The sequence below is a fragment of the Tardiphaga sp. 841_E9_N1_2 genome (assembly GCF_051811065.1).
Classification (GTDB): domain Bacteria; phylum Pseudomonadota; class Alphaproteobacteria; order Rhizobiales; family Xanthobacteraceae; genus Tardiphaga; species Tardiphaga robiniae.
This window is the reverse complement of the sequence record NZ_JBPWQC010000001.1, coordinates 4,141,710-4,167,848: the sequence shown is the minus strand read 5'-3', so window position 1 is coordinate 4,167,848 and position 26,139 is coordinate 4,141,710. Positions and strand designations below refer to the sequence as shown.

Annotated in this window: 19 protein-coding genes and 1 tRNA gene; 8 read left to right on the top strand and 12 right to left on the bottom strand. The window is 60.9% G+C overall.

Annotated elements, in window-relative coordinates:
* Positions 1-370: 370 nt before the first annotated feature.
* Both AB8A50_RS19980 and AB8A50_RS19975 read right to left on the bottom strand, forming a co-directional pair.
* A complete protein-coding gene (locus tag AB8A50_RS19980) occupies positions 371-1,255 on the bottom strand; it encodes a hypothetical protein (protein ID WP_120287529.1) in 885 nt (294 codons plus the stop codon).
* Positions 1,256-1,726: 471 nt separating this feature from the next.
* Positions 1,727-2,383 (bottom strand): hypothetical protein, encoded by a 657-nt coding sequence (locus AB8A50_RS19975; protein WP_147421587.1) that lies wholly within the window; start codon positions 2,381-2,383, stop codon positions 1,727-1,729.
* Between the two features lie 673 nt (positions 2,384-3,056).
* Between AB8A50_RS19975 and AB8A50_RS19970 the strand changes: the two genes are divergently transcribed.
* Positions 3,057-3,962 (top strand): glycosyltransferase family 1 protein, encoded by a 906-nt coding sequence (locus AB8A50_RS19970; RefSeq protein WP_439074268.1) that lies wholly within the window; start codon positions 3,057-3,059, stop codon positions 3,960-3,962.
* A gap of 74 nt (positions 3,963-4,036) precedes the next feature.
* On the opposite strand, the gene AB8A50_RS19965 is transcribed toward AB8A50_RS19970, so the two are convergent.
* Positions 4,037-4,113 (bottom strand) — tRNA-Arg (locus AB8A50_RS19965).
* 382 nt (positions 4,114-4,495) lie between these two features.
* Here AB8A50_RS19965 and AB8A50_RS19960 point away from each other — a divergent pair.
* The 3 genes from AB8A50_RS19960 (at position 4,496) to AB8A50_RS19950 (ending at position 7,660) form a co-directional block, all read left to right on the top strand.
* The gene (locus tag AB8A50_RS19960) at positions 4,496-5,308 is read left to right on the top strand and encodes a class I SAM-dependent methyltransferase (protein WP_439078702.1); all 813 of its coding nucleotides are present in this window, start codon (positions 4,496-4,498) and stop codon (positions 5,306-5,308) included.
* Positions 5,309-5,493: 185 nt separating this feature from the next.
* Positions 5,494-6,459: an amidohydrolase family protein gene (locus tag AB8A50_RS19955; protein WP_439078701.1), complete on the top strand. Its 966-nt coding sequence runs from the start codon at positions 5,494-5,496 to the stop codon at positions 6,457-6,459.
* Positions 6,460-6,571: 112 nt separating this feature from the next.
* Positions 6,572-7,660, top strand: a complete 1,089-nt coding sequence (locus tag AB8A50_RS19950) for an acyltransferase family protein (protein WP_439078700.1) — start codon at positions 6,572-6,574, stop codon at positions 7,658-7,660.
* Between the two features lie 8 nt (positions 7,661-7,668).
* Here AB8A50_RS19950 and AB8A50_RS19945 read toward each other — a convergent pair whose 3' ends face one another.
* The 5 genes from AB8A50_RS19945 to AB8A50_RS19925 form a co-directional block, all read right to left on the bottom strand.
* Positions 7,669-8,169 (bottom strand): hypothetical protein, encoded by a 501-nt coding sequence (locus AB8A50_RS19945; protein ID WP_120287524.1) that lies wholly within the window; start codon positions 8,167-8,169, stop codon positions 7,669-7,671.
* 46 nt (positions 8,170-8,215) lie between these two features.
* The gene (locus AB8A50_RS19940) at positions 8,216-8,392 is read right to left on the bottom strand and encodes a hypothetical protein (RefSeq protein ID WP_439078699.1); all 177 of its coding nucleotides are present in this window, start codon (positions 8,390-8,392) and stop codon (positions 8,216-8,218) included.
* A 208-nt stretch (positions 8,393-8,600) separates the two neighbouring features.
* Positions 8,601-9,662 (bottom strand): polysaccharide deacetylase family protein, encoded by a 1,062-nt coding sequence (locus tag AB8A50_RS19935; protein ID WP_115032417.1) that lies wholly within the window; start codon positions 9,660-9,662, stop codon positions 8,601-8,603.
* A gap of 115 nt (positions 9,663-9,777) precedes the next feature.
* Entirely contained in the window at positions 9,778-10,182 is a 405-nt protein-coding gene (locus AB8A50_RS19930; protein ID WP_231078775.1) for a YccF domain-containing protein, read from the bottom strand.
* 94 nt (positions 10,183-10,276) lie between these two features.
* The gene (locus tag AB8A50_RS19925) at positions 10,277-11,998 is read right to left on the bottom strand and encodes a putative bifunctional diguanylate cyclase/phosphodiesterase (protein WP_439080008.1); all 1,722 of its coding nucleotides are present in this window, start codon (positions 11,996-11,998) and stop codon (positions 10,277-10,279) included.
* Between the two features lie 612 nt (positions 11,999-12,610).
* On the opposite strand from AB8A50_RS19925, the gene ssuD reads away from it, so the two are divergent.
* The 4 genes from ssuD to AB8A50_RS19905 are packed head-to-tail and all read left to right on the top strand — an operon-like array spanning position 12,611 to position 16,105.
* Positions 12,611-13,768: an FMNH2-dependent alkanesulfonate monooxygenase gene (gene ssuD / locus AB8A50_RS19920; RefSeq protein WP_439078698.1), complete on the top strand. Its 1,158-nt coding sequence runs from the start codon at positions 12,611-12,613 to the stop codon at positions 13,766-13,768.
* 18 nt (positions 13,769-13,786) lie between these two features.
* Positions 13,787-14,593 (top strand): aliphatic sulfonate ABC transporter permease SsuC, encoded by an 807-nt coding sequence (ssuC, locus tag AB8A50_RS19915; RefSeq protein WP_115032426.1) that lies wholly within the window; start codon positions 13,787-13,789, stop codon positions 14,591-14,593.
* 32 nt (positions 14,594-14,625) lie between these two features.
* A complete protein-coding gene (locus tag AB8A50_RS19910; RefSeq protein ID WP_439080007.1) occupies positions 14,626-15,477 on the top strand; it encodes an ATP-binding cassette domain-containing protein in 852 nt (283 codons plus the stop codon).
* Positions 15,478-15,502: 25 nt separating this feature from the next.
* A complete protein-coding gene (locus AB8A50_RS19905) occupies positions 15,503-16,105 on the top strand; it encodes a flavin reductase family protein (protein WP_092141501.1) in 603 nt (200 codons plus the stop codon).
* Positions 16,106-16,189: 84 nt separating this feature from the next.
* Here the strand turns inward: AB8A50_RS19905 and AB8A50_RS19900 are convergent, their stop codons facing one another.
* The 4 genes from AB8A50_RS19900 to AB8A50_RS19885 form a co-directional block, all read right to left on the bottom strand.
* A complete protein-coding gene (locus AB8A50_RS19900) occupies positions 16,190-18,415 on the bottom strand; it encodes a CHASE2 domain-containing protein (RefSeq protein WP_439078697.1) in 2,226 nt (741 codons plus the stop codon).
* A 10-nt stretch (positions 18,416-18,425) separates the two neighbouring features.
* Positions 18,426-19,733 carry an HlyD family type I secretion periplasmic adaptor subunit gene (locus AB8A50_RS19895; RefSeq protein ID WP_093757640.1) on the bottom strand — a complete coding sequence of 436 codons (1,308 nt, stop codon included), beginning with the start codon at positions 19,731-19,733 and terminating at the stop codon, positions 18,426-18,428.
* Positions 19,730-21,508: a type I secretion system permease/ATPase gene (locus tag AB8A50_RS19890; RefSeq protein ID WP_439078696.1), complete on the bottom strand. Its 1,779-nt coding sequence runs from the start codon at positions 21,506-21,508 to the stop codon at positions 19,730-19,732. The genes AB8A50_RS19895 and AB8A50_RS19890 overlap by 4 nt, the downstream gene beginning before the upstream one ends.
* A 142-nt stretch (positions 21,509-21,650) precedes the next feature.
* Positions 21,651-25,880, bottom strand: a complete 4,230-nt coding sequence (locus tag AB8A50_RS19885; RefSeq protein ID WP_439078695.1) for a cadherin-like domain-containing protein — start codon at positions 25,878-25,880, stop codon at positions 21,651-21,653.
* Positions 25,881-26,139: the final 259 nt, after the last annotated feature.

Below are 26,139 nucleotides of genomic sequence, written 5' to 3'. Positions count from 1 at the left end.
AGTCGGACCCTTTTTGCATCGAACTATCTCACAGCGTGTCGTCACAGATGCAATCGCGACTTCACCGGTTTGAACCAGTGCAGTACCACACGGAAAAACGCATTGATTGTCGTGCGCGGGCATATGGAGCGAGAGTCTGTTCGTCATGTGCGGGGCAGCAACATGCGATTGCGTGGGTCCGATATCAGTCGGCATCGGCCAATACTGATATCCGCTCTCAAGAGCGTGCCATATAGGGCGCTCGGATCGCTCGATACGAATCCGAAGTTGCCGATCTTGTCGGCGTCGTCCTTGGTAGTCATCCAGCGTGTCACGAGCATCCTGCCTGTGCGTGGCCGTTAGTATCGATCAGTCAGATCGAGGCATCAATTCAGCGACCTGAAAGGATGACGCCTCTGCTGGTTAGAACCTGCCAGCGGTTGTTTTCGTTCTTGATTTCCTGGATCCGCCCGAGAGCAGGGACATCCTGCCCCGGCACGACCTCAATCACGCCGGTTTTCCCCTCGAGCACTGCGACGCCATCATAGGCGCGGCGCACGTGCCAGCCGGGAATAACTTCGCGTGACGTACTTGGTGGCCGTTGCGCCTGAGGCTGCACCGTGCCGGTGATATCGGCAGTGTTCGCCAGCGTGGCTGCGACCTGTACCGCTTGCGCTTTCTCATCGGCAATGCGTGCAAATTTCGCAGCCAGAGCCGTTTGTTCGCGGTCGGCGCGATCTTGTGCGCGGCTTGCCTGTTCGGCGGCCTGCGTACGGGCAGCTTCAGCGGCAGCGCGACTGCTCGCCACATCGCCGGTCATCTCCGCAACTTGCCGTCGTAGCTGCGCGACGGAATCGCGAATGCTGCGAAGATCCGCATCAGATACGGCTGAAGATGTCATCGGCCGCAGGAGCAGATAGGCAATCGCGCCAGCGGAAACGAGCGTTGACAGGCCGACGACCATCGCCAGGGAGAAGAATGGAGCTTTCCATGCCGGCGATTGTAACGGTCTTGCGACAATACGGGCGGGCGGCACAGTGAAGCGCACCTTTGCCTTGATCGGCTCTTCGCGGGTGGAAATGCGAGCGCGTTGCATATTCGCCCGCGCTTCGCTGGCGAGAAGCTCGTCGATCGCAGCGGCAGCAGCGATATGAGGTTTTGGCGTGGAGTGTAAATTCGGTGATTGCTCACGAAACAGGCTGCCGTTTTCCACAGCGGTCGACTGTGAATCCGACGGTTTCTTGGACATCGTCATGCTGATCTTTGCATTGGTCATGACTGTCTGCAGTGGCAATCAAATCGTAAGAGCGGCGTAACAAGCGAAGCTTGCGCGAAGCCGTCGAGATAGATGTGTGCGCAAACGATCAACCGACGGTCCATCTTCATCGCACGACGATGCAGATTGTTCGAACGATGATGGGGTGCCGTCCGCACCGATATGTCATGCACAAGAGCGCATAGGAGTTGTGTAGTTATCGGTGTGGTCTTCGTGTGGTCGCGAGATGCTAGCCGCCCATCTCACGATCGTCACGGGGTGGCGATTTGATCGAATAATGGAGAATGGCGCACGCACGATCAATGAGATGCGCGACAATCAAATTAAAGTCGACCCAAAGAATATTGAAATTGATTCGTAAAAATATAGATGAGTCGAGCTGCCTCACTCCAAAGTCTATCAGATCAAATCGGTAAATCCGCGCATTGAGTTAAATGCCGTAAATCTTGATAATAGATCGATAGGGGCTATTCATCGGTTGATGAAGTGGCGTTTTAAGAAACCGACACTATTGCCGTGGCCATGGATATCGATCTCAAAAGCCTTCGCGATTACGTGAAATTGTTGAAAGCCGAACGGCAGGATTCGCCGATCGGCAAGATCAAATCTGGCGCGACTGAAATTATTCGAAAGAACCTTCGGGAACTGGAACGGATGCACCGTGAAGACGGCGCGACGTGGACCGAGATTGCTGCGGGCCTTGCTGCGCAGGGCGTTACCCAGGGTGATGGTCAGCCCATCACCGGCCGTCGCCTCACAGCTCTGATGCATAATATCAGGGTGCAGGAAGAACGGAGTCTCGCCCGGGGAAAGGCGCTTGGTGATGCGCCTGATCAGGAGCCGCCCGAGCCACAAGGCACTGCCGACTGAGTCACGTTGCGAATTGTCAAATTCGATCCATTCAAAACGAGTCCCTTGTTGACGACCTTCTGTCACCAAGGTCGTTGGAGTGGATCGATTTGAAAGAGGACCGGCATGGTGCTCCCGCCGCATTGCGGCATGGGCTCTGCCTTTGGCATTCGCTCGACATTGATTGTCTTGTTGGCGCCTGTCCTTCAGCTCCGACAGTTCGGTTATCTGACGTGCCGACGCTCGGCCTTGTCCACCCTGATATGCGATCAGCTTCATGACCAACCAGGTATGGATCCAGTCCGCCGCGCGCTCAGGATGTCATGCTTCATCATGTCCTGTAGAGGATGTGGCTGCAGCGCGTGGTGCACCCAGTTGAAGACATGGAATATGGGTGGTGGCGCGGGGGTCGCTCATCGACTGATCCTGCCGCGTCAGCGGTCGCGGTGCGGAAAGCGAAAATTGGAATGCCCGCCGACCTTCAACAGGTTGAGCAGCGGTCCCCGCCGAGTGTTGTAGATACTGCAGCCGGTGCAGCAAGCGGATGAAGGGTGTCGGATCGCAGGCGGCTTTGGGAGAGGCTAAAAGGCGCCTTGAGGCCAGCTCGCCAAAAACGCTTGCAGACGGGCATGTTGCAGCCTTCTTCGCCCTCGTCAGACGCGCTTTTTTGTTGCATTCATGTCGTGTCGCGCATCAATCCGTGATGGTGATACCCGTTCTATTGCAACTCCCGTGATCTGGCCTCGTCTGTTAAGGAATTCCATCGGTGAGTGCGACGGCAGAAAGCCCAAATAGGACCAGACCGAGAATCCTCGAATTGGGCTCCTGGCACTACTGCAAGGATATCTATCCCGAAGAGACGGATGTGCTTTGGACGGGGGAACGTCCGATCCCTCGCGGGCGAGCGGCGAAAGGCTTTGCCGACTGCACGCCCTGGCGATTCATCAAAGCGATGCGTGAGGCGCGACGCGGGAAATACAACCTGATCATCGTCTATATGCCACTACGCCCGGCGTGGCATCCGCGCTACTGGCTACGCGCTTTCTTCCGGCAGCCGCTTCGCCCGCTCTCCGCGATGACAAGAGTGTTCGGCGTCTCCTGGCTACGATTCGTGAAGCCTCCCGTGCCGATCGCCGTTCTGGATATGAACGACGCCTTCATCGTCGGCTCGCATAACTTTTTTCTGCTCGACAAGGCTACCGCGGCTTTTAAACGCGAGCTTCCCGTCGATCGGTGGCACATTCTCTGCCACTCGGCCCATCCGGCACTTCCGACGCGGCGCATACGGCGCAATCGGCGCTGGAACGAACGTCTGGCGAAGATCCGCCCCATTTCGCTTCCTGCAACAAGGGTCGATACCGATAGCGAACCTCCGGAAAAGACATCTGACGTGTTTTTCGTTGGCGAGGTTGCGGAAAATTCGTGGGTGCGCCGTGTCGGTCTTTCAGAACTCGAGGCGTTGAGAAGCAAGGGTCTCAAGGTCGATATTCCGCATGAGAGGCTACCGCATGACGAGTTCCTGCGGCGGCTTTCCAGCGCATGGCTGGCCTGGTCGCCGTCGGGCTATAGCTGGGAGTGCTATCGAACCGCCGAGGCGGCGCAATGCCTGACGGTGCCGGTTCTCAACTATCCGACGGTCGAGCGTCACGCGCCCGTTCGAGAACACGAGCATGTTCTGTTGTACGACGTAACCCCGGGCAGTCTGTCGGCCGTGATCGAGCGCGGACTGAGCGACAAGCCGCATCTGCGCCAGATGGCACTGGATCTGCGCGAGCATGTTCGCAAATATCATCTGCAGGACGCGATGGTCGATTATGTCATCGACGAGACGCTGCGTGCTGATGGTCGAACGGCTTAACGGAGGCAAAGCTCTGAGGCGCAATCCGTTGGGCTTGCCCCCGCAAAGGCCGCCTAGCGCGGCGCGGCAAGATCTGGCGCACCCGACACGATTCGAACGTGTGACCTTTGCCTTCGGAGGGCAACGCTCTATCCAGCTGAGCTACGGGTGCTTGAGCGTCCATTTAGCCGATTGGCCGGGCGGCGGCAACGGCTGGCCGGGGCCGGATTCGGCGAAAATGGCTCGGTTGGAGTGCGCGTGCCCTCTTTCGGGCGACGGTCGCACGTTCGGATCGGGGCGGGATGCGCAGAAGCGCTCGCGCCGCGGGTGTGGCGGGTATTTCGCGCGGGCGAGGGGACGAGGTTGCGCCCGTGATTGTCCCGGAACCTCGCCCATTTGCTCAATCACGCTGTGTTTGGCAGCGGGGTATCGTCCGATCGCGAATGCTGAACCTGGAACGCTAGCCGAGTGACATAACTGCGGCTACCCAGGCGGCGTTCTGCGAACCGACCCAGGCGCCGGCCGTTCCCGCGTTGAACATCGGAGGACGTCCCATGAATGCGAACCAGGCTCTTTGGGAGAAAGGCGATTTCACCCGTATCGCGGAGACGATGCGCGCCAGCGGCGAGGCGCTCGTTGCGTCGATCGGGATCACGCGCGGAAGTGACGTGCTCGATCTTGGATGCGGAGACGGAACGACGGCAATTCCGGCAGCAAAAGCCGGGGCAAACGTCACAGGCGTCGATATCGCGCGCAATCTGGTGGACGCCGGCAACAGGCGCGCGATGGCGGAAGGGCTTACGTGTCGTTTTCAGGAAGGCGATGCGTCGAATCTGAAAGATATCAAGGACGACAGTTTCGATCTCGTTGTCAGCATCTTTGGCGCGATGTTCGCGCCCAGGCCATCGGATGTTGCCAGGGAAATGGTTCGTGTCACGCGGCCGGGCGGCCGGATTGTGATGGGAAACTGGATCCCGAACGATCCCACTCTGGTGGCGCAGATCCTTAAAATCAGCTCGTCCTATTCGCCTCCTCCGCCAGAAGGGTTCGTAAGTCCCATGACCTGGGGTGTCGAGGACAATGTTGTCGAGCGCTTCACATCGGCCGGCATTCCGAAGCCAAATATCTCATTCGCTCGTGACTCCTACGAATTCAACTTTGCCGGAACGCCGGCAAAGTTCGTCGACCAGTTCAGGGCCTATTACGGCCCGAGCATGAATGCCTTCGATGCGGCTGAAAAAGACGGTCGCGCCGACACTTTGAAGGGAGAGCTTGTCAAGCTGTTCGAGAGTCAGAACAGAAGCTCCGATCCTTCGCAGACATCGGTGAAGGCGACGTTCCTGCGCGTGACTGTCCGTAAACCGTGACATGACTGCAAGCGAGCTGCTGCACAGCCAATTCGACATGGGGCTGTGCAGCAGGAAGGCGATCCCCGTCCTCTTTGCTTTGCAGCATGTGGAAGCACACTTGACATGGATCGCGAAACGATCACGTTGGCCTCAATCAAGTGAACGCCGGCCCAAAATGGCGTCACGACATCAGGGAGGAACCAATGTTCACAAGACGCGGTGTTCTGCTCTCTTCAATCGCGGGGGCTGTCGTGCTCAGCAATAGATTTGCGGTTGGGAAGGCCGCGCAGCCGGCGACGCCGGTGAATTTCCAGGTGCCTGCAGATGCCTGCGACTGTCACACCCATATTCATGGCGATCCCGAAAAATTTCCGTTTTTTGCAGGCCGCGTCTACACGCCGGAACTGGCGTCGCCGGAGGAAATGGCGGCGCTGCACAAGGCACTCGGCGTCAAGCGTGTCGTGATCGTCACGCCCAGCATCTACGGCACTGATAATTCGGCGACCCTGTTCGGCATGAAGGCGCGGGGCAACGATGCGCGCGGCGTTGCTGTCATCGATGACAAGACACTGGAGAGCGAGCTCGACGCCATGACGGCCGCGGGCATTCGCGGCATGCGGATCAATCTTGCGACCAGCGGCGTGAGCGACCCCGCCATCGGCAAGCAGCGTCTGCTGGCTGCGATCGAGCGCATGAAGACGCGCGGCTGGCACATCCAGATGTTCACCAATCTGCCATTGGTATCTGCGATCAAGGAGGTTGTTGCTAGCGCGCCGATGCCGCTGGTATTCGATCATTTCGGCGGCGCGGAAGCCAAGCTCGGGCTGGATCAGCCGGGCTTTGCGGACCTGCTCGACCTCGTCAAAGCCGGCAAGGCCTATGTGAAGATTTCCGGCGCCTATCGCGCTTCGACACAAGGGCCAGATTACCCGGACGTCGCACCGCTGGCGAAGGCGCTGATCGCCGCCAATCCGGAGCGGATCATCTGGGGCACCGACTGGCCGCATCCGGATTCGGTGACGCCGGCTGGCAGGAAGCCGACCGAGGTCACGCCGCTCTTTCAGATTGACGACGGCCGCCTGCTGAACCAGCTCGCGGTGTGCGCGCCCGACGCGGCACTTCGCAAGACAATCCTCGTCGACAATCCCGCACGGCTTTACGGCTTCTGACCGCTGGCGTCACCTCGCCGCCTTCTTTGTCCCGCAAGAGTTCCGGATCGGCGGAACTCTCGTCTCTGCCAGAGGTTTGCCCCCGACCGCGACGGGCGGTTGAGGGAGGCCCATGCTGTCAAATCTGCAGGTGTTGCGCGGCATAGCTGCCCTTGGCGTGGTGTTCTTCCACACCGGCTACAAGTTCGCGGGCGATTGGCACACCGAATTCTTCGGGGTCTCCACCTTCTTCGTCATCTCCGGCTTCATCATGTGTTTCATCACCCGGAAGGGTGATGACGATTTTCTCGCCAAGCGCCTGGAGCGGATCGCACCGCTCTATTGGCTGTGCACAGCCGTGCTTCTTGTCGTGATGTTCGGATCTGCGCTGCTTGAGGCAGAGACATGGGGAAAGCCGTTGGATGGCCGTTCGTCCGAGCCGCTCTGGGCCTATGTCGGCCGCAGCCTGATGTTCGCGCCGATCGGTGACAAATATCCGATCCTGAATGTCGGGTGGTCGCTGAATTACGAGGTGTATTTTTATCTGATCTTCGCGGCAGCTCTTGCGATCAGCCGCCGTCTGGCGCCGCTGATCGTTGTCGGATGCCTGGTGGCGTTGAATTATGCCGCGGCCGCCGCCTGCACGGCGGCTGTCTGCCACTATCTATCCTTCGACTATACGAAATTCTTCATCGCCGGGATCGCGATCTTCTATGTGGTGCAGGTTTTTGCTCCCGCTGCACCACAACGCTCCATTGTCTGGATCGGCGCCGCACTCGTCACACTCTGCTATGGGTCGCAATTCGTGGGACCGCTATGGGCAAACAACGTCACGCCGTCGGTTTACATGGCGCTCGCCGCAGCCGCGCCGGTCGTGATCGTGGCCAGTGCACTGTTTGTCGAATATGCCGGCGGCGCCATAACCTGGCAGCCGCTGATTCTGATCGGCAATGCGTCCTACGCCATCTATCTCACCCATCCGATCGTTTTCGACGTCATGAAAACAGGTAATGAGCGATGGCTTCAGCTGCCGACGCCCGATGGATCGACGATGATGATGCTGGGTTATGTCGCCATAGCTGGCGGCGCGGGCATCATCGTGCATCTCACAATTGAAAACCCACTGCTTCGCGTGATCAGGCGCAGGCGGCAACCGGGCATCAAAACACTCGTGTCAGGCGGTGGACTTGATGCTGTGGGTCGACGGCATCAAGCCGCATAGGTTATGCGTCAGCTCCGGATCATGTTGATCGAGACGTCGCGGATCTGGCCTTTGGAGCTGATCGAGACCAGTTGCTTGTTGCCCTTGGTCGTCAGCGTCAGGTTGGCGGCGAAGCCGGCGGCCTCGACGAAAACATCGATCTGGCCACCGCCGGCGCTGCCCTGCAGATTGCCGAAGATATTGCGGCTGGCTTCGCCCCAGGTGCCGGTCACCTGATTACCCTGGCTCTTTACGTCGCTGCTGAGTTCGAACTTGTAGCTGTCGCTGGCGCAGCGGAGGGACTGTTTCAGCGCGGTACCGCCGACGACGTTGTAGGTGGCGCGGCAGCGAATTTGTTCGGAGGAGCCATCCGACAGCGACACGGTGCCGCTGCCGCTCCACGATCCGTCAAAGCCGGCAAAAGGGCTCGCCGACTGGGCCTGGCTCGCCGTCGCCGACAGCATCAGGATTGCGCCGACAGTGGCGGCCTTGAGGGTGTGTCCTATCAGATTTGCGCTGAATGAGGTCATGGTGATGGCTTTCTGTGTCTGGGGATATCGGAGAGGAGGGGGGCGATCAGGCGCGACGCGTGAGCGTCAGATAGGCGAATTTCGCGATCGCCGTATCGGGGGCGATCTGCGCGCCGTTGTAGGAAAAGGTGCCGATACCCGGCAGGTCGTTCATCGCGGTGCCGGAGAATGACGGGCCGGCAAAGGCGAACGAGAAGGCGACGATGAAACCGATAATGCGCATCTGACTGTCCCTGTTGGGCGGCGCTGTGTGCCGCGTCGTTGGACAGATGGATAACCATGCCCGGTTTCAGGCGGTCTGCGTCGAGGTGGATAATGGTTTCGTCGGGGGATCGTTTTGTTTCGCCGCGCGCCTTGCCATGAAACACAAAAAGGCCGGGGCAGCGGTGCCGCCCCGGCCTGAATTTGGCTTAAGCCAGTTAGATTAGCCGCTAGTCGACCGTCTGGATCACGTTGGAAATCGGGCGAGCGTTGCTGGTTTTCACCGGCTGCAGCTCGGCAGCGATCGCGGCGTCATAGCTTGCGATCGTCGGCAGCGTATCTTTGGCGCGGATATGCACGACCTTGTAACCGCCGGCCTTGAGCTGGGCGAGCAGGTCCGGCACCGCGGCGGCGGACCACTTGTGCAGGTCATGCATCAGGATGATGCCCTTGCCCTTCTTCTTCAGCTTTTCCATCACCGAGGCGACCAGCTTGCCGGCATTGTGGATGCGGAAGTCCTCGGAATCGATGTCGATGGAGAAGGCGGCGATGTTGCGCTCGGCGAGATAGGCTTTCAGCTCCGCATTCTGGCGCAATTGCGGGAAGCGGAAGAACGGCGACAGCGGCTGTCCGGCCATCAGGGTGATGGCGCTGATGCCGCGCTCAATCTCGTCCTTGGCTTCCTGCGGGGTCTTGCTCGCCAGGTTCTGGTGCGACCAGGTATGGGTGCCAACCGAATGGCCGGCCGCGATCACCTGCTTCAGCACCGCGGGATGCCAGGTGGCATGTTTGCCGATCGGGAAGAACACGGCCTGCACGCATTGCGCGCTGAGCGCAGCCAGCACGGCAGGCGTGGTCACCGGCCAGGGGCCATCGTCGAAGGTCAGCACGACTTCGCCGGGCTGCAGGAAGTCATAGTCGCGATATTGCGACATGCCGAGGCCGGGGCCGCCGGTGGTGTCGATCTGTACGGTGCGTGACACGCCGAGCGCGTTCGGATTGTTGCAGACGGGTTTGGCGATGGCCGGGCGCTTCTCCACGGCCGGAGCGGCGGGTATCGGCGCGGCAGCCGGTGCAGCTGCGACAGCCTGCACGCGCGGCGGCGGTTCGGTGGGTGCGGTCGAATTCGATTTCGGCGCGCGCGTGTCGATCGAGGCGGTGGTCAGCTCGCCTTTATCGGCTTTGGCGCTGGTCTGAGCGCCGGCGGGACCGAAGAAATGCCAGGCGCCAGCGCCGGCGGCGACAACCGCCGTGAAAGAACCTGCAACGATCAAAAAAGGAAGTTTACGCATAATCACTCCGGCGCCCGAGGCCCACCTCGTTTCACCATTGAGCGAAATAGTTAATCACACGTATGCGCGGTGCACTCTCAACGAGAAAATTTGAATTTGTTCAACGCAATGCGCGTTAGGCCGGTACGATGACCTTGCCGATCGGCCATAGCGCGATGCCGGCGAGCTTCAGATGTGCCCAGGCAAAGGGAATGCCGACGATGGTGATCGCCAGGGCCAGCGCCGCCAGGAGATGGCCGATCGCCAGCCACCAGCCGGCCAGCACCAGCCAGATCACATTGCCGATCAGGCCGAACACACCCGTGCCGATGTCGCCGCGGCCGGTGACGGCCTCGCGGTCAACGGCGCGCTGGCCGAACGGCAGCAGCGTATAGGCGGCGATATTGAACGCGGCCCGGGCCCAGGGCAGGCCGATGATGGTGATGGCCATGACAACCGCTGCGATCAGCCAGCCGACCGCCATTCCCAATCCGCCGAACACGATCCAGAGGATATTCAGAAACAGCGGGACGACGGGCATGGGGGCTCTCTGGTGATGCGTAGCGCGTGGTTTTCAGTCCCTTAACAGATGGGATGTGGTTACGGGATGACAATGACGGGGAGAGGGCGGTGCCTCAATAACCCCGGCCGCCGGAGCGGGAATAGGCGGGGCGGGCATCTGCTGCCGGACGAGCCGATGATGCGCCGCGCAGGTCGCTACTGGTGCGTGCCTGTGGCTGCAGTTCTTCCAGAAAAATCGGCTTGGAGAAATAATAGCCCTGCGCATAGCGGATCTTGGTCGCGGCCTGAAGATAGGCCAGTTCCTCGAAGGTCTCGACGCCTTCGGCGATCACGGTCATGCCCAGCGCCTCGCTGAGCGACTCGATGGCGCGGAGGATGCCCTGGCTGCGCGGGCGCTTGTGGATGTCCGTAATGAAAGAGCGGTCGATCTTGATCTCGTCGGCGGTGATATCCGCCAGCGCCGACAGCGACGAATAGCCGACGCCGAAATCGTCGATGGAGATGCCGACGCCGAGCGCGCGGAACATCGGCAGGATGTCGTCCTGGAAATGCGTCTTGGCGACGAATGCGTCTTCGGTCACTTCGACCATGAAGCGCGTCGGGCAGCCGGTCTCCTCGATGGCCCTGGCAAAGGCGCGCATGAATTCCGGGTTGCCAGCCTGTTTGGCGGCGACGTTGATGCTGATACTGGCGGTGGCGCCGAAGGTCTCGTCGATCAGGTCGATCGACTTCATGATCTCGGCGAGCACCAGATGGGTGAGCTCGTCAATCAGGCCGAGTTCGACTGCCAGATTGATGAAGGTGCTGGGTGCCTGGATCACGCCATCGTCGTTACGCAGCCGCACCAGGGCCTCGATACCCTTGATCTCCAGGCTGCGGATATCGACCTTCGGCTGGAACGCGCAGCAGAACCGCTTGTCGAGAATCGCCAGCCGCAACGACTGTTCGGTGGCCATGCGGGTCAGCGCCTCGCTCTCCATGCTGGAGTCGAAGAACACCGCAGCGCCCTTGGTCTCATTCTTCACGCGATACATCGCGATATCGGCGTTCTGATGCAGCGCGTCGTAGTTACGGCCGTGTTCGGGATAGAGGCTGACGCCGATCGAGGCTGAAGCGAATACTTCGGAGCCGTCGATGAAGAACGGCGCACGCAGCCGCTGCACCAGCAGTTCCAGATATTCGGCGACCTCCTGCTGGCTCTGGATCGGGTTCAGCAGCAGCAGGAATTCGTCACCGGAAATCCGCGACAGCATGTCGGTGCCGCGCAGGTCGAGCGCCAGTCGCTTGGCGAACTGCACCAGCAGCGCATCACCGACGCTGTGACCGTAATAGTCGTTGATGTGCTTGAAATTGTCGATGTCGAGAAAGGCCAGCGCGAAATGTGATGTCTCGCCGGAATGGCCAATGATGTCGCCGACATGTTTCTCGATCACGCGCCGCGTCGGCAGATCGGTCAGCTCGTCGTAATAGGCGCGGCGAAACAGCTCTTCTTCCATCTCCTTCTGCCGGCTCACATCGGTGGCGCTGGACAGTATCACGCTGCGGTCACCGATACGCACCGGGCGATGCGTGGTCAGGAACACGCGCCGGTCGCGTTCGGAATTGACGCGTTCCTCGAACACCGCGGAGCGGCCGGACTGCAGCAGGTCGAGTGCAGTCGTGCGTCGATGCGTCAGTGCCTGCACCAGAAAATCCGATTGCGGATCGGGTCTGTTGAATTGGTCTGCCGATGCATTGAACTGGATTGCCGCGGCGTCATTCACCAGCAGAAAGTCGCCCTGATCGTCTTGCACAGTGACGGAGGCCGGCAGCATGCGTACGATCTCGCGCAGCATCTCCAATTCGCGTGCGGCATCGCTATCCACGAATCCGGTAGCAGCCTCGGTGGAAGAGGTTGCGGTCGGGCGGTCGCTGTCCATTGGAGAGGCCGACGAGCCTGGGGCGGATGCGTTCTGCATGGTGGCCGAGCCTCGCAAAACGCTTTGTCGATTTGGTTAAATCGGTTCGCAAAACGCGGGTAGTTGTGTAAATGCCGCACGATTTGGAGCGATAGCGGTGCTGACGTCATTAACAAAGCGTCAATGCCGGCGGCGAAAGCGCCAGATTGCTCAATGACGGCCTGTACGATCATTCTCACGATGAGCCTTTGAGCAAACCAATCTGAGTGTCACACGCCGCGATCTCAGCATGAAATTCTCCACTCAGACGCGCTGATCGCCGGTCGGGCTCTTGCATTCCGATCCACGCGGTTGTGATCGCCGCGGGATGCAGGATTGGTGGAGAAAAATGCGCTGCATATGCCCGGAAATTTGAAAGGAACGCCTCGTCATTGACGTAAGTCACAGTGCGCGCGTCGCTATTTTCCCAGGCTACTCGACAGACTTATGTCATGACACCATCCTCTCGCGGTGCCGCAATGGTCGCCCGATGCGAGAGAGACGTCACCGATGAGCAATCCATCCAAAGCCAATGTTCTCTGGTTCCTGCCGACCCACGGCGATGGACGCTACTTGGCATCGACCCATGGTGCGCGCGACATCGACTTCAAATATCTCCGCCAGATCGCGCAGGCCGCCGATCAGCTGGGCTATTTCGGCGTGCTGCTGCCTACGGGACGCAGCTGCGAGGATTCATGGGTGGTTGCATCCGCTGTGGCCCCCTGGACCGAACAGCTTCGCTATCTCGTGGCCGTCCGGCCGGGCCTGCAATCGCCGAGCGTCGCCGCGCGCATGACCGCAACGCTGGACCGTGTCACCAACGGTCGTCTCCTGATCAATGTCGTGACTGGCGGCGATCCCGTCGAGAACAAGGGCGATGGCATTTTCTTAGCCCATGACGAGCGCTATGCCGTTACCCGCGAATTCCTCAACGTCTATAACGACCTGCTGGCCGGCAAGACCGTCAATGTGCAGGGCAAGCATATCCAGATCGAGGATGGTCGTCTGATCTTCCCGCCGGTGCAGTCGCCGCGCCCGCCGCTGTATTTCGGCGGCTCGTCGGATGCGGGCATCGATGTCGCGGTGGAGACCGTCGACAAATATCTCACCTGGGGCGAACCGCCGGCGCTGGTCGCCGGGAAGGTTGCGCGCGTCAAGGCTGCTGCAGAGAAGCGCGGTCGCAAGCTGTCTTTCGGCATCCGTCTTCATGTGGTCGTGCGCGAGACCAACGAAGCCGCATGGAAGGCTGCCGACGAACTCATTCAATATGTCACCGACGACGTCATTGCCAATGCGCAGAAGACATTGGCCCGGCAGGATTCGGTCGGCCAGCAGCGCATGATGCAGCTGCATGGCGGCCGCCGCGACAAGCTCGAGATCAGCCCAAATCTTTGGGCCGGTGTTGGCCTCGTGCGTGGTGGCGCCGGTACGGCGCTGGTCGGCGATGCGCAGACGGTGGCGGCGCGCATCAAGGAATATCAGGACGTCGGCGTCGATACATTCATCATGTCCGGCTATCCGCATCTTGAGGAAGCCTATCGCTTCGCCGAGCTCGTCTTCCCGCTGCTGTCGCTGCAGCAACACGACAATGTCACATCGCTACGCACGCGCACCGGCCCGGTCGGTGAAATCGTTGCCAATGAGCATCGCGCGCAGGGCGCCTCGTAATTCCGACAGGCACCCATCATGAGCATTGTTGAAATCCTTCCCCGCGTTCGCAGCTTTCGCCTGCCGCGCATCGATGGCCTGACCCAGTGGATCGTGCCACTGGTCATCCTGCTCGTCTGGCAGGCTGCGTGCGTCACCGGCTACGTGCCGGCGCGGGTGATGCCGGCGCCGACCGATGTTGCCCTGGCTGGGTGGAAGTTGCTGGTCTCGGGTGAACTCGCCCAGAATATCTGGGTGTCGTTCTGGCGTGCCTCCGTCGGATTCCTGATCGGTGGCAGCATCGGCTTTGCCTTCGGTCTCGCCAACGGTCTGTCGCAGCTCAGCAGCAAGCTCACCGACACCACGCTGCAGATGGTGCGCAACGTGCCGCATCTGGCGCTGATCCCGCTCGTCATCCTGTGGTTCGGCATCGATGAATCGGCCAAGCTGTTCCTGGTCGCGCTCGGCGTCTTCTTTCCGATCTATCTGAACACGCTGCACGGCATTCGCACTGTCGATCCGCAGTTGATCGAGATGGGTCGCATCTACGGCATGAGCAACAGCGAGCTGTTCCGCCGCGTGATCTTCCCGGGCGCTCTGCCGTCGATCTTCGTCGGCGTGCGCTTTGCGCTCGGCATCATGTGGCTGACGTTGATCGTGGCCGAAACCATCGCGGCCTCGTCGGGCCTTGGCTACATGGCGATGCAGGCGCGTGAGTTCATGCAGATCGACGTCGTCGTCCTCAGCATCCTGATTTACGCGCTGCTGGGCAAGGTGGCAGACAGCGCCTCGCGCGCGCTGGAACGGCTGACATTGTCCTGGCATCCGGCCTTTCAGAAACATTGAGCGAAATTCGGAAGCGAGAATTTGAAATGACCGTGCAACAGTCTCTTCGCCTCAGCCATGCCGATGCTCAGGTCATCGATGCGCCCGCCGATTTCGAACAGGCCCTCGCCACGCAGGCGCGGCGTCCGTCCGAGCAGAAGTCCCGCGGTCTGTCGCTGACCATCCGCGGCCTCCGCAAATCCTTCGGCAGCAATGAAGTGCTGCGCGGCGTCGATCTGCATATTCCTGCCGGTCAGTTCGTGGCCATTGTCGGCCAGAGCGGCTGCGGCAAGAGCACGCTGCTCCGCTTGATCGCAGGCCTCGACGCGCCGACTGCTGGCACGATCAGCTTTGGCGAGGAAACCCGCGCGGAGGACATCCGTGTGATGTTCCAGGAACCGCGCCTGTTGCCATGGGCCAGCGTGCTCTCGAATGTGGAAGTTGGCCTGGGGACCGACCGGACATCGGCCGATGCCAAGGCGCGCGCTGAAAGCGCATTGACGGAAGTCGGCCTCGCCGAGAAGCGCGATCAATGGCCGTCCGTGTTATCTGGCGGCCAGAAGCAGCGTGTGGCGCTGGCGCGGGCACTGGTCAGCCATCCGCGCGTGCTGGCGCTTGACGAGCCGCTCGGTGCGCTCGACGCGCTGACACGTATTTCGATGCAACAGCTGCTCGGCCGCGTGTGGCACGACCAGACCTTCACCTCGATTCTGGTAACGCATGACGTGTCCGAGGCCGTGGCGCTGGCAGATCGCGTGCTGGTGATTGAAGATGGCCGTATCGCACACGATATCAATGTCGATATCGCCCGGCCGCGCCAGCGCGGCTCGGCAGATCTTGCGGCGCTGGAAGGTTCGATCCTGCGCAATCTGCTCGGCCCGGGAGCCGACGCCACTGGCTTGTGAGACTATTGTGACCTGCGAGGCTGCCATGAATTCCGTCGTTCGTAACATCGTTGTCGATCGCGAGGTTTCCTCTGGTCGCGAGGTCTCTTCGCAGGAATTCCGTGGCGCCATGCGAGTGCTGGCCGGCGGTGTCAGCGTGATCACCGTCGGGCGCGGCAAGGACATCACCGGCATGACAGTGACATCGGTCTCGTCGCTGTCGGTCGATCCACCGACGCTGATCGTCAGCGTCAACCGGGAGTCGTCGTCCTGGCCGCTGCTACAACGCTACGGCGCCTTCGGCGTCAACATTCTGTCGGCTGATCAGCTCGACGTGGCTGAGCGGTTCTCGGGCAAGGGTGGATTGAAGGGCGCAGAGCGTTTCGCCGGAGCGCAGTGGGTGACCCGGGCAACCGGCGTGCCGCTGCTGGCGGGCAGCCTTGCGGCGATCGATTGCGACGTCGAGGAAGTCATCGAACGCCACTCCCACGCCATCGTCATCGGCCGCGTCCGTGATGTCATCACCTCCGTCCCGCACACCGCGCTGACCTACTGGGACGGGCAATATGTGGCGATCGACCAGAACGAGGACAATCTGAAACTCGCCGAAGTCAGCGTGCCCAGTATGCGGGCGCTCCGGGAGATCTGATCCGTCGATTGTAGAGCGGCTTAGCGCAGCGTAGCCACCGCCCGGTGACGCAATATGCTTTGCTATTGCGCCCCTACGCGGGGATTACTTGGTCAGCAATGCAAACGAGCCGTTCCAGTCCGCTGGTGGCGGATTCTCCTGATAGGTGCGGATGCGCTTCTCATAGAGATCGTAGAGCTTCTCGAGCGCATTCGCGACATCGGAATTGCGGCCGCGCTCGACGGCGTACAATGCGCCGTCCCAGTCGCGACTACGATAGCAAGCCAGCATTTCGATGGTCAGGTTGCGCAGCGTCTGGAAGCGTTCGGAATGCGTCACGTCCTCACGTCCGGCGATGGCGTAGATCACTTCCGGTTCTTTCTTACCCTTCACCATGATGAAGTCGAGTTCGAGAATGGCGAACTTGTCCTTGACGGCGAGCGCGGTCTTCGAGCCGACGATGATTGGGAAGCCGTATTCCTTGGACTGGCCTTCGAGGCGCGAAGCCAGATTGACGCTGTCGCCGAGCACCGAATAGTCGAAGCGCAAGTCCGATCCCATATTGCCGACGACGCAGATGCCAGTATTGAGGCCTATGCCGACGTTGATCGGGATATAGACGTGGCCGCCTTGCGTGGCCTCGTCTTCGCGCAGCTTGTTCAGGGCATCGATGCGATCCAGCATGTCGAGCGCGGCGTGGCAGGCATTGATCTGGTGCTGGTCGTCATCGAGCGGCGCGTTCCAGAACGCCATGACAGCGTCGCCCATATATTTGTCGATGGTGCCCTTGCGATCGAGGATTGCATTGGTCAACGGCGTGAGAAAGCGGTTCATCAGCGTGGTCAGGCCATGCGGATCGTGCTTGTAGGATTCGGAAATGGTCGTGAAGCCGCGCACGTCGGAGAACATGATGGTCATCTCTCGCTCCTCGCCGCCGAGCACCAGTTTCTCCGGCGACTGGGCGAGCTGAGCCACCAGCGCCGGCGACAAATACTGGCTGAAGGCCGAGCGGATGCGGCGGCGCTGCGCCTGCTCGCGCACGAAATTGCTGAAGATCAGCGTGAGATAGATCAGTGTGGTCGAGAGCAAGGGATAGGTGAAGTCGATCAGCAGGCGGTGCTGCGTGTAGAAATACCAGGATGTACCGGCGAGCAGCGCCGCAAACACGGCGCCCATGATGATAAGGGTGACGGGGCCGAACATCGGGGCGAGCCAGATCACGATAATGCCGAGAATGATCGCAATGCACAGTTCGGCGCCACGCGTATAGGCGGGTTGCGACAGCACGGTCTTCGTGAGCGCACTCTCCAGCACCTGCGCATGAACCTCGACGCCGGGAATCACTGCGTCGAGCGGTGTCGTTTTGGTGTCGAGCAAGCCGACCGCCGAGGTGCCGATCAGCACCAGATGCCGTGCGATCATGCCGGGCTGCACCGTGCCATCGAGCACGTCGGATGCCGAGACATAGATGCTCGGATCGCGCTTGGCGAAATGCACCCAGATCCGTCCTTCGCTGTCGGTGGGAATCTCCAGGCCCTTGACCGCAATGCTCTTGATGCCGGCGCGGTCGGATTTGATCAGGATCGTGTCGGTGCCGGTGATGGCGCGCAGCATCTCGAAGCTCAGCGACGGCATGACTATGCCTTGCGCCTGCATCATCACGGGCACGCGGCGCACGAGACCGTCGCGCTCCTGACTGATCGTGAACAGGCCGCGTCCCATGGCGGCCTTTTCCAGCAGGTCGATATTCCGGATCAGTCCGGGAAACGCCAGCATGAACGGCTGCGGATCGCCGCCGAGCATGGCCAATCCCGTCAGGGGCAGAGACTTGTCAAGTTCCGAAACGATATAGGGCAGGCCGGACTCGCCAAGCACCACGCGCCCGCGCCGGATGGCGTCGGCCAGCACCTGATCGTTGCTGGGTAATGCTTTCAGCCGGATGCGCGTCTCGTCATCGAGCCCTGTAAAACTCTCCGCCGCCAGCGCAGGATTCAGCCGGTCCGGTTCGGGGAATACGATGTCGAAGCCGGTCACGACGGCGCCGAGCTGGTTCAACCTGGTGACAAGCTCGGCGATTCGCGTGCGCGGCCACGGCCACTGGCCATATTTTGCGAGGCTCTTCTCGTCGATATCCACGATGGTAACGGGCTTCGCCGTCTTCACCCGCGGCTGGATCACCTGATAGGTATCGAAGACTCGCAGCCGTAACTCCTCGATGGCGGGTGGGTCAGCGATGCGCAGCAGCGCGAGGCCCAGCAGCAAGACAAGACAGAACGCACGTGCCCAACCGAACCGCTGCGCCAGCCGTCTCACTCGCCGCATGCGCTTCATGGGTGTCGGGTCATTTCTCGCGGAAGGCGCGCATCAACTGATCGCTCAGCGGCTTGGCGAGATAGGACAGCATGGTGCGGTCGCCGGTCTGCACGAAGGCTTCGACGGGCATGCCGGGGATCAGGCGCACATCGCCGAGCTTGGCGACTTCCGACGCCGGCATCGAAATCCGGATCGTGTAATAGCTTTGCCCGGTGCGCTGATCCGTCGTCGTATCCGGCGAGACGCGGCTGACGGCGCCGTTGAGCTCAGGCGTGGTGCGCTGGTTGAAGGCAGAGAGTCGCAGCAACGTCTTCTGGCCGATCTGCAGCTTGTCGATGTCCTGTGGATTGACCCGGGCTTCCACTGACAGATTGTCGGTCTGCGGCACGATCAGCATAATGGCGTCGCCCGCGGTGATGACGCCGCCGATCGTGTGCACGGTGGATTGCAGCACCATGCCGTCCTGCGGTGCGCGGATGTCGATGCGCCGCAGCTGGTCCTCCGCAGTGACCTTGCGTTCGACGAATTCGCCGATCTTGTCATTGGTCTCGCGCAGATCCTTGGAGACTTCGCTGACCAGGTCCTTGTCGATCTGGAAAATCTGCAGCTCGATCTCGGTGATTTTGCCCTTGGCCTGGGCGCGGGCGGCGATGAACTGTGCGCGTTCGCCGGCGAGGCGCGCGGCGTCGCGTTCCAGCACGGTCAGGCGCGAGATCTGCACCAGCTGTTGATCGAACAATCCGCGGACGCCGACCAATTCCTTTTCCACGAGCGCTATCTCGCGGGTCTTGGCAGTTTCCTGCGCGGTGAGGCCGGCGATCTCCTCGTTGAGCTGCGCAATGCGTTCGCGCAGCTGCTGCTTTTGGCCGACGCGGCCGGTCGAGCGCACGTTGAACAGCTTGGTCTCGCTGGCGATGACGTTCTTCACGTCGTCATCCGCGATCTGCTCGATAAGCTGCGGTGGAAACGTAATACGATCGACGCCGCGCTGCTCGGCTTCCAGCCGCGCCGCGCGTGCCCACAATCCGTTGAGGTTCTTGGTGACGATAGCAAGGCCGGCTTTGGTGACGGTATCGTCCAGGCGCACGACGACATCGCCGGCCTTTACCAGGTCGCCGTCGCGGGCGCGCACTTCGCCGACGACGCCGCCGGTCGGGTGCTGGACTTTCTTGACGTTGGAATCGACGACCACCGAGCCGGGCGCGATCAGGGCGCCGGAGATCTGCGCGGTCGATGCCCAGCCGCCCAAACCGCCTGCGAGCACGAGCACAACGACGAGGCCGATAATGAGGTGAATTCGGATCGAGCGGCGCGATCCTGTCAGCGGCGTAGTCATGGCTTGGCTACTCCGCCGTCGGCGACGATCTTGATCGGCTGTGGTGCTGGGCGCTGCAGCACCTGACCCAGCACGGTCTCCTTCGGTCCGAAGGCTTGCATCCGACCGTCCTTCAGCACCAGCAGCATGTCGACGCCTTCGATGCCGATCGGCCGGTGTGCAACCACGATGACGATGGCGCCGCGCGTACGGGCCGCACGCACGGCCTTGGTCAGCGCTTCATCGCCTTCGGTATCGAGATTGGAATTCGGTTCGTCCAGAACGATCAGGAACGGATCGCCATACAGTGCGCGCGCCAGCGCGATGCGTTGCGCCTGACCGGCGGACAGAACGCCGCCGTGATCGCCGACCTGCGTATCATAGCCTTCGCGCATGCCGACGATGAGGTCATGGACGCCGGCCTGCCTTGCCGCAGTGATGATGTCGTCATCCTTCGCGTCGGTCTCGAAACGGCAGATATTGTCGGCAATGGAGCCTGCGAACAGTTCGACATCCTGAGGTAAATAGCCGATATGGCGGCCGAGATCGTCCGGCGCCCATTGGTCGAGCGCCGCGGCGTCGAGCCGGACATGACCGCGCACCGGCTTCCAGACGCCGACCAGCGCGCGCAGCAGCGATGATTTGCCGGAGCCCGACGGTCCGATGATGCCGAGGCCGTTGCCGGCCGCGAGTGCAAACGTGATATCGCTGACCGTGATCTTCTGCTCGCCCGGCGGTGCGATGCTGACGCCTTCGATCGTCAGTTTCTGCGACGGATCTTGCAGCCGAGTCAGCGCTGCCTGATCCGGCAGAGCGTATAGCAGCCCGTTGAGCCGATGCCAGCTTTGCCGGGCGGTGACAAAACCCTTCCAGTGCGCGATTGCCAGATCGACCGGCGCCAGCGCGCGGGCGCTGAGGATCGAGCCCGCGATGATGATGCCGGCGGTGGCTTCCTGATTGATCACGAGATAGGCACCGACGCCGAGCACCGCCGATTGCAGGATCATGCGCATGACCTTGGCGATGGCACCGAGACCGCCGGCCACATCGCTGGTGCGCTGGTTGCCGGCCAGATAGGTCTCGTTGGCCTCGCGCCAGCGTTGCGTCAGACGCCCGGCCATGCCCATCGCGACGACGACTTCGGCATTGCGCCGGCTGGCCGAGGCAATGCCGCTGCGGCGTGCCGCAAGACCGTTGGCCTCGCGCGCAGGTTCGCGAGTCATGATTTCCGTGAGGATCGTCAGGCCTACCAGCAGAACTGCGCCGACCAATGCGGTGACGCCGATCATCGGATGGAAGGCAAAGCAGATCGCCAGATAGAGCGGCAGCCATGGCAGGTCGAACAGCGCGCTCGGCCCCATGCCGGAGAGGAACGAGCGGACGTTATCGAGGTCGCGCAGCGGTTGCAGGCCTTCGTTGTGTCCGCCGGCGAGGAGCGGCAGTCGCACCACGGTCTGGAACACGCGAGGGCTCAGCGCCTCGTCGAGCGAACTGCCGATCCGCACGAGGATGCGCCCGCGCAGCAGGTCGAGCACGCCTTGGGCGACATAGAGGCCGCCAGCCAGGACGATGAGACCGACGAGGGTCGGCACGCTGCGGCTCGGCAGCACGCGGTCATAGACCTCGAGCATGAAGAACGAGCCGGTCAGATACAGGATATTGATCATGCAGCTCATCAGCCCGACGCCCAGAAAGGCGCCGCGGCAGGCCCGCAAGGCATCGCCGAGCTCGGTCCGTGCCGGCAGGCTGGAGGTTCGTGACAGGCCACGCTGCATCGTCAAACCTTTGCGGATCATGCGGACGGTCGCTCGTCAGGTACCAAGCGCCACCCCAAGCCCCGTTCTGACAGCCATTATGCCATCAGTCAGGCGACTTGTGCAGGTGCCCTATCTGAACAGTTAATGGCAGGAACTTCAGTAATCCTGCACCCGAGCCCGGTCAGGCGTGGAGCACAAAGCCCTGCAACAGCGGTTGGACGTGCTCCGCAGTCACGCCCGCAAAAGTGATGCTGTCACCATGGCCAAGGTCCAGCACGGCGTCGTGGTGGCTGTTCTCGTGGAGCATCTGCAGCAGGTTGGTGCCAGACAGATGGAATGCGGACAGATCCACATGGTCCACCGCGTTCCCGCTTGTCGTAAAATTCGTGATCACGTCGGTGCCGAAGCCCGGCCGGAAGACAAAATTGTCCGTGTGGGTCGTTCCGACCGAGACATCGATCTGCTGCGTGACCATCCCGTTGTGATGATCGTCGATGGTCACGTTGTAGGCTTGCGTGACCGCGCTCGTCAGACCCGCAACGGCGGCTGCGCTGATGTTGAAGGTCCAGCCCACCGACCCTGATCCATTGACCTCCGTGAGCGGGGTAAGCGCAAAATTGCCGATATAGCCGGAGCCCGCATGCGGCATGGAGTAGGACGCGGTATGGCCAAAATTATTATCGCTATCCGTGAAGGATACTGTGCCGCTGGCGGCCGTATTGCCCGCGCGAAGCGTGACATCGTCCAGGTTCCAGTAGGCGGGATCCTGACGATATTCAAACACGAGATCGGTCGTGCTGCTCGTTGCAGTCACCTCATATGTGTAGTGCGTGTAGGATTGACCAGAGACCTCGTTGAGCGACAGTAACGCGGCGCCGTTCCACAGCACGCTAAAATCGTTTCCGCTTCCGCCGTCGTGCTGAAGCCAGAAGTCGAGAACGTAACTCTGGCCGGCCGCCGTGGAGATATGCTGGGTCAGGAAACCGTCTGATCCGATCGGGCCGAGATGCGCTGCGTAATGCCCGCTATGTTCGAGTGTGTTAACGTTCGTGTAGCCCGTATTGCCGCTGATTGCCCAGCCATTGAAATTGCCGGTCTCGAAACCGCCATTGTGCACGAGGTTTGAGCCCGAAAAGGTCGTATACGAGGTTGCTTCGCTTGCAACGATTTTCGGCGCGTCGTTCACCGGGATGAACAACACAGCACTATCGATCGTGTTGCTGGCATGATTGATGGGCGCGCCATCGTCGGCCACGACCGAATAGGACGGCGCAACCTCGCCGCCATCGTGGATGAAGCGGACCTGACCGGCTTTCAACTGATCGTATGTAAACGTGAATGTGCCAGGATCGGAGCCGACCGGCGCATTCTGCCAGGTGTTGCCGACCTTGATCTGGAACAGGCCGTGTTCAACGTGCGAGACGGTGAAGGTGAACTTATTGCTGTCCGGATCGTAGACCAGGAAATTCAAGACGCTCAGAACGACCGTGCCGCCTTCGGCGATCACCAAAGGTGCCGCGAGCATCTTGGGAGCGTCGTTGACGTGCTCGATCTCGATAGTGGCGCGGAAGGTGTCGCTAAGGTTATGCTCGCTTTGGCCGTCATTAGCCCGGATCGAGAAGCTCGCGTCGGACTCGCTGCCGTCATGCACGAATCGGACATGACCGGCGTCTAGGTCATCCGAGGTGAATGTGGTGGTGTCGCGCCAGTTGCCATTGTCAGTCTGGATTTGAAACTTGCCGTGACGGACTTGGGAGACGGTGAAGCTAAAGTCGTGACTGTCAAGGTCAACGAGGCCGATGCTGGTGGCAGAGAGAACAGTGGTGCCGCCCTCGTTCAAGGCAAAGGAAGCGGACTTGATCACGGGCCTGTCGTTGGTTCCGGTGATGGTGATGGTTTCCATCTGTGCGGTCTTGCCGCCCTGGCCATCGAAAATGTCGTAGCTGACGGTGATAACCATCTTCTCGCCGGCGGCGAGATGATCGAATGCTTTATTCGCGGGATCGTAGGTCAGCGATGTACCATTGAGCGAGAACCCGGCCGGAAGGCCCGTCGAATAATCCTCGCCGACCGTGTAATGGACGTTGCCGATCGACAGCGTGCCACCGTCCGGGTCGCGGGCGCACTCTAGGAGATTGACCGTGACCGCGCAGTCACCCTCGTTTGCAGCAGAGGTCAGCGGACCTTTGACAACCGGTGCCAGATCGGAGAATGCGACAGTCTGGAGTTCAACAGGGCTCCGGCTATTCGACGTCCCGCTGCCGTCGTCAACCTGAAGCTTGAAGGATGGCGGGCCGCTGCCGTCGCTGATGAAGTGGACGCGCCCGGCGATCAGGTCGGCCATGGTGAAGGTGATCGTCTGACCGCCGCCCTCATCGAAAGCCGCAACGCGGAACAGACGAAAATTATTCGAATCAACCACAAACGTGCCGCCGCTCACATTGGTGACGGTAAATGTGAAGTCTGAGCCGACATCCGGGTCACTGATGGTGAAGCTCGTGGCGCCGAGCGTGACTTCTCCGCCCTGAGGCACTGTGAAGTTCGTCGATACGATCGTCGGCTGATCGTTCACGCCCGTAACCGTAATCGTCTCGGTCTGCGCGACGCTCGCCCCATGGGCGTCGATGACGTTGTAGGTGACGGTGATGGTCGCGGTCTGGCCTTCGCCGAGATAGGCAAAGGCGCTCGGATCGACATGCAGCGTCGTGCCGGTCAGTGTCACGCCGGTCGGTGCGGCCTGTTGTGCGGTGCCGCCATTCAGCGCGAACTTGAGGTTGCCAACGGTCAGCGTCGCCGTTTCGCCGAGATCGGCGTCTGATGCGCCGGCGAGCAGATCGAAGCTCTGCGGGGCAGCGCTCTGCGTTGCGGCGCCTGTCAGCGCAGATGCAACGACCGGCGCATCATTGGAGCCATCGACCGTGAAGGTCAGCGTCTCATGGGTCGTGTCAGGTCCCGATTGGCTGTCGAAGCCGATAGTGTAGACGGCCTGCTGCCCTACGCCAAGGAACGTGAAAGCGGCGGGATTATAGGAGACATGGCCAGTTGCCGGATCGACCACGATGAGCGTCTTGAGATCGAGTGCGGCCGGCGTGCCGCTTGGCCCGCTCGCCGAAATGATATGCGCCGTGCCTGGCACATAGGGTATCGCAACGTCGCCGCTATCCGGATCGGTGATCTGGACCTGATCCTTGATTTCAAAGCTGGTCTTGTCGACCGGCAGCATCACGACAACCGGAGCGACGGTGACGATCGGCGCGGTGTTGAAGCGCGTGAAGGTAACATCGATCGGTGGCGTAGTAGAACCATCGCCCTGCAGCTTGATCGGGACGGTGTAGGGCTGGTTCGGCAGAAAATCCGGAATAATGAATTTCAAGGGATCCGGACTGGTGCCGGAATTGGGGTCGCCCGGAGATGAACCGCCGCCGGGTCCGCTGCGCGGATTGGCGTTCGGAACGTAGTTCGGGAAATAGGTCTGCAGCGTTTGCTCAATGATCGCCCGTGCGATCGGCGTCAGCGGATCGGCGATGCCTGTGGATGTATCGCCATTGCCGAGCACGCTGGTGACCTGACCGGCCGCATTGACGGTGCCGATCGCCTGGCCGCTGGTCTTGCTATACAAAACGTAGGAGCCGGTCACGCCGCCCGGCTCGACCAGAACCTGGAATTTCACCGGCGGTGCGCCGCCCTGCCCGGGCACTTCGAAACCGATTTCGACCAGCACGGCAGTGCCGCGGATGCCCATGGTGGCAACCGGCGTGTCGACGCGCATGTTGCCATGCTTGGCCGTCTCGCCGGCAACGAAAGTGATCGTGCCCTGCACGAGGCTGAGCAAGGATGAGTTCGCCGATCCCTGGGGATCGTAGACCATCTCGTTCAGCACCATGCGTGCATTGGCCGAGAGGCCAAACACGGTACCATCGATGAAAGTCATGGTCAGCGATGAGTCTGCGCCAGCTTGGACCACGTCGCCCTTCTGCACCTGATCGCCGACATTGAGCATCACGGAGACGCCATTGCGGATCGCAGTCGCGCTGCCGGCTAGCTTGCTAACAGTACCAATGACTTGCGCGGCAGCGTTGGCGCCGCCGCCGAGTTGCGCGACCTGCACTTCGCCGACAAGGGCAGTGACGAGATCGCCGGATAGCTGCGCGCCATCGGGCGACGACAGAGCTGCGCGCAGCGAACCCTTGAAATAGTCGGAGACGACGTGTTCGTGCCCGTCCTTGGACAGCACGAGATCGACGCCGGAGCGCTTGTAGTCGCCGGAGAACAGCAGGTTGGCATCCTGCACGACAATCGCGGAACCGGCCGTATGAGCGGAAAACGTATGGCCAATACTGCCGCCGCCAGCCGTTGGTTCGGCCGGAGCATCGCCAGATTGCGAAAATTCGAGTGGACCCGCGTAGTTCAATTTCTACCGCGCATGGTTATGGTTATTAATTAGCTAATTTGCGAGCCATGCATACCACCGCGGGGTGCAATGCGATAGTGGACGTCTGCGCATCACTTTTTCAAGCTATCGCCCGCTTTGTGAAATCATCCGGATACCACTGATCCATATAGTAAATTTTCGTTAACGATGTTCCGAGTTCAGGCTGTGTTCCCGGTTCCGGAAATCGACGTCGCTGGAACGAATGCGTGAGGTAATATAGTCCCTCCCATACTAGCCT

What these genes read in the sequence shown, in the direction of transcription:
- AB8A50_RS19900 (WP_439078697.1), bottom strand. Translation starts at nt 18,415, where the DNA reads ATGAAGCGCATGCGGCGAGTGAGACGGCTGGCGCAGCGGTTCGGTTGG.
- AB8A50_RS19890 (WP_439078696.1), bottom strand. Translation starts at nt 21,508, where the DNA reads ATGATCCGCAAAGGTTTGACGATGCAGCGTGGCCTGTCACGAACCTCC.
- AB8A50_RS19955 (WP_439078701.1), top strand. Translation starts at nt 5,494, where the DNA reads ATGTTCACAAGACGCGGTGTTCTGCTCTCTTCAATCGCGGGGGCTGTC.
- AB8A50_RS19945 (WP_120287524.1), bottom strand. Translation starts at nt 8,169, where the DNA reads ATGACCTCATTCAGCGCAAATCTGATAGGACACACCCTCAAGGCCGCC.
- ssuD (WP_439078698.1), top strand. Translation starts at nt 12,611, where the DNA reads ATGAGCAATCCATCCAAAGCCAATGTTCTCTGGTTCCTGCCGACCCAC.
- AB8A50_RS19905 (WP_092141501.1), top strand. Translation starts at nt 15,503, where the DNA reads ATGAATTCCGTCGTTCGTAACATCGTTGTCGATCGCGAGGTTTCCTCT.
- AB8A50_RS19980 (WP_120287529.1), bottom strand. Translation starts at nt 1,255, where the DNA reads ATGACCAATGCAAAGATCAGCATGACGATGTCCAAGAAACCGTCGGAT.
- AB8A50_RS19950 (WP_439078700.1), top strand. Translation starts at nt 6,572, where the DNA reads ATGCTGTCAAATCTGCAGGTGTTGCGCGGCATAGCTGCCCTTGGCGTG.
- AB8A50_RS19930 (WP_231078775.1), bottom strand. Translation starts at nt 10,182, where the DNA reads ATGCCCGTCGTCCCGCTGTTTCTGAATATCCTCTGGATCGTGTTCGGC.
- AB8A50_RS19925 (WP_439080008.1), bottom strand. Translation starts at nt 11,998, where the DNA reads ATGCTGCGCGAGATCGTACGCATGCTGCCGGCCTCCGTCACTGTGCAA.
- AB8A50_RS19895 (WP_093757640.1), bottom strand. Translation starts at nt 19,733, where the DNA reads ATGACTACGCCGCTGACAGGATCGCGCCGCTCGATCCGAATTCACCTC.
- AB8A50_RS19975 (WP_147421587.1), bottom strand. Translation starts at nt 2,383, where the DNA reads ATGAAGCTGATCGCATATCAGGGTGGACAAGGCCGAGCGTCGGCACGT.
- AB8A50_RS19970 (WP_439074268.1), top strand. Translation starts at nt 3,057, where the DNA reads ATGCGTGAGGCGCGACGCGGGAAATACAACCTGATCATCGTCTATATG.
- AB8A50_RS19940 (WP_439078699.1), bottom strand. Translation starts at nt 8,392, where the DNA reads ATGCGCATTATCGGTTTCATCGTCGCCTTCTCGTTCGCCTTTGCCGGC.
- AB8A50_RS19935 (WP_115032417.1), bottom strand. Translation starts at nt 9,662, where the DNA reads ATGCGTAAACTTCCTTTTTTGATCGTTGCAGGTTCTTTCACGGCGGTT.
- AB8A50_RS19960 (WP_439078702.1), top strand. Translation starts at nt 4,496, where the DNA reads ATGAATGCGAACCAGGCTCTTTGGGAGAAAGGCGATTTCACCCGTATC.
- ssuC (WP_115032426.1), top strand. Translation starts at nt 13,787, where the DNA reads ATGAGCATTGTTGAAATCCTTCCCCGCGTTCGCAGCTTTCGCCTGCCG.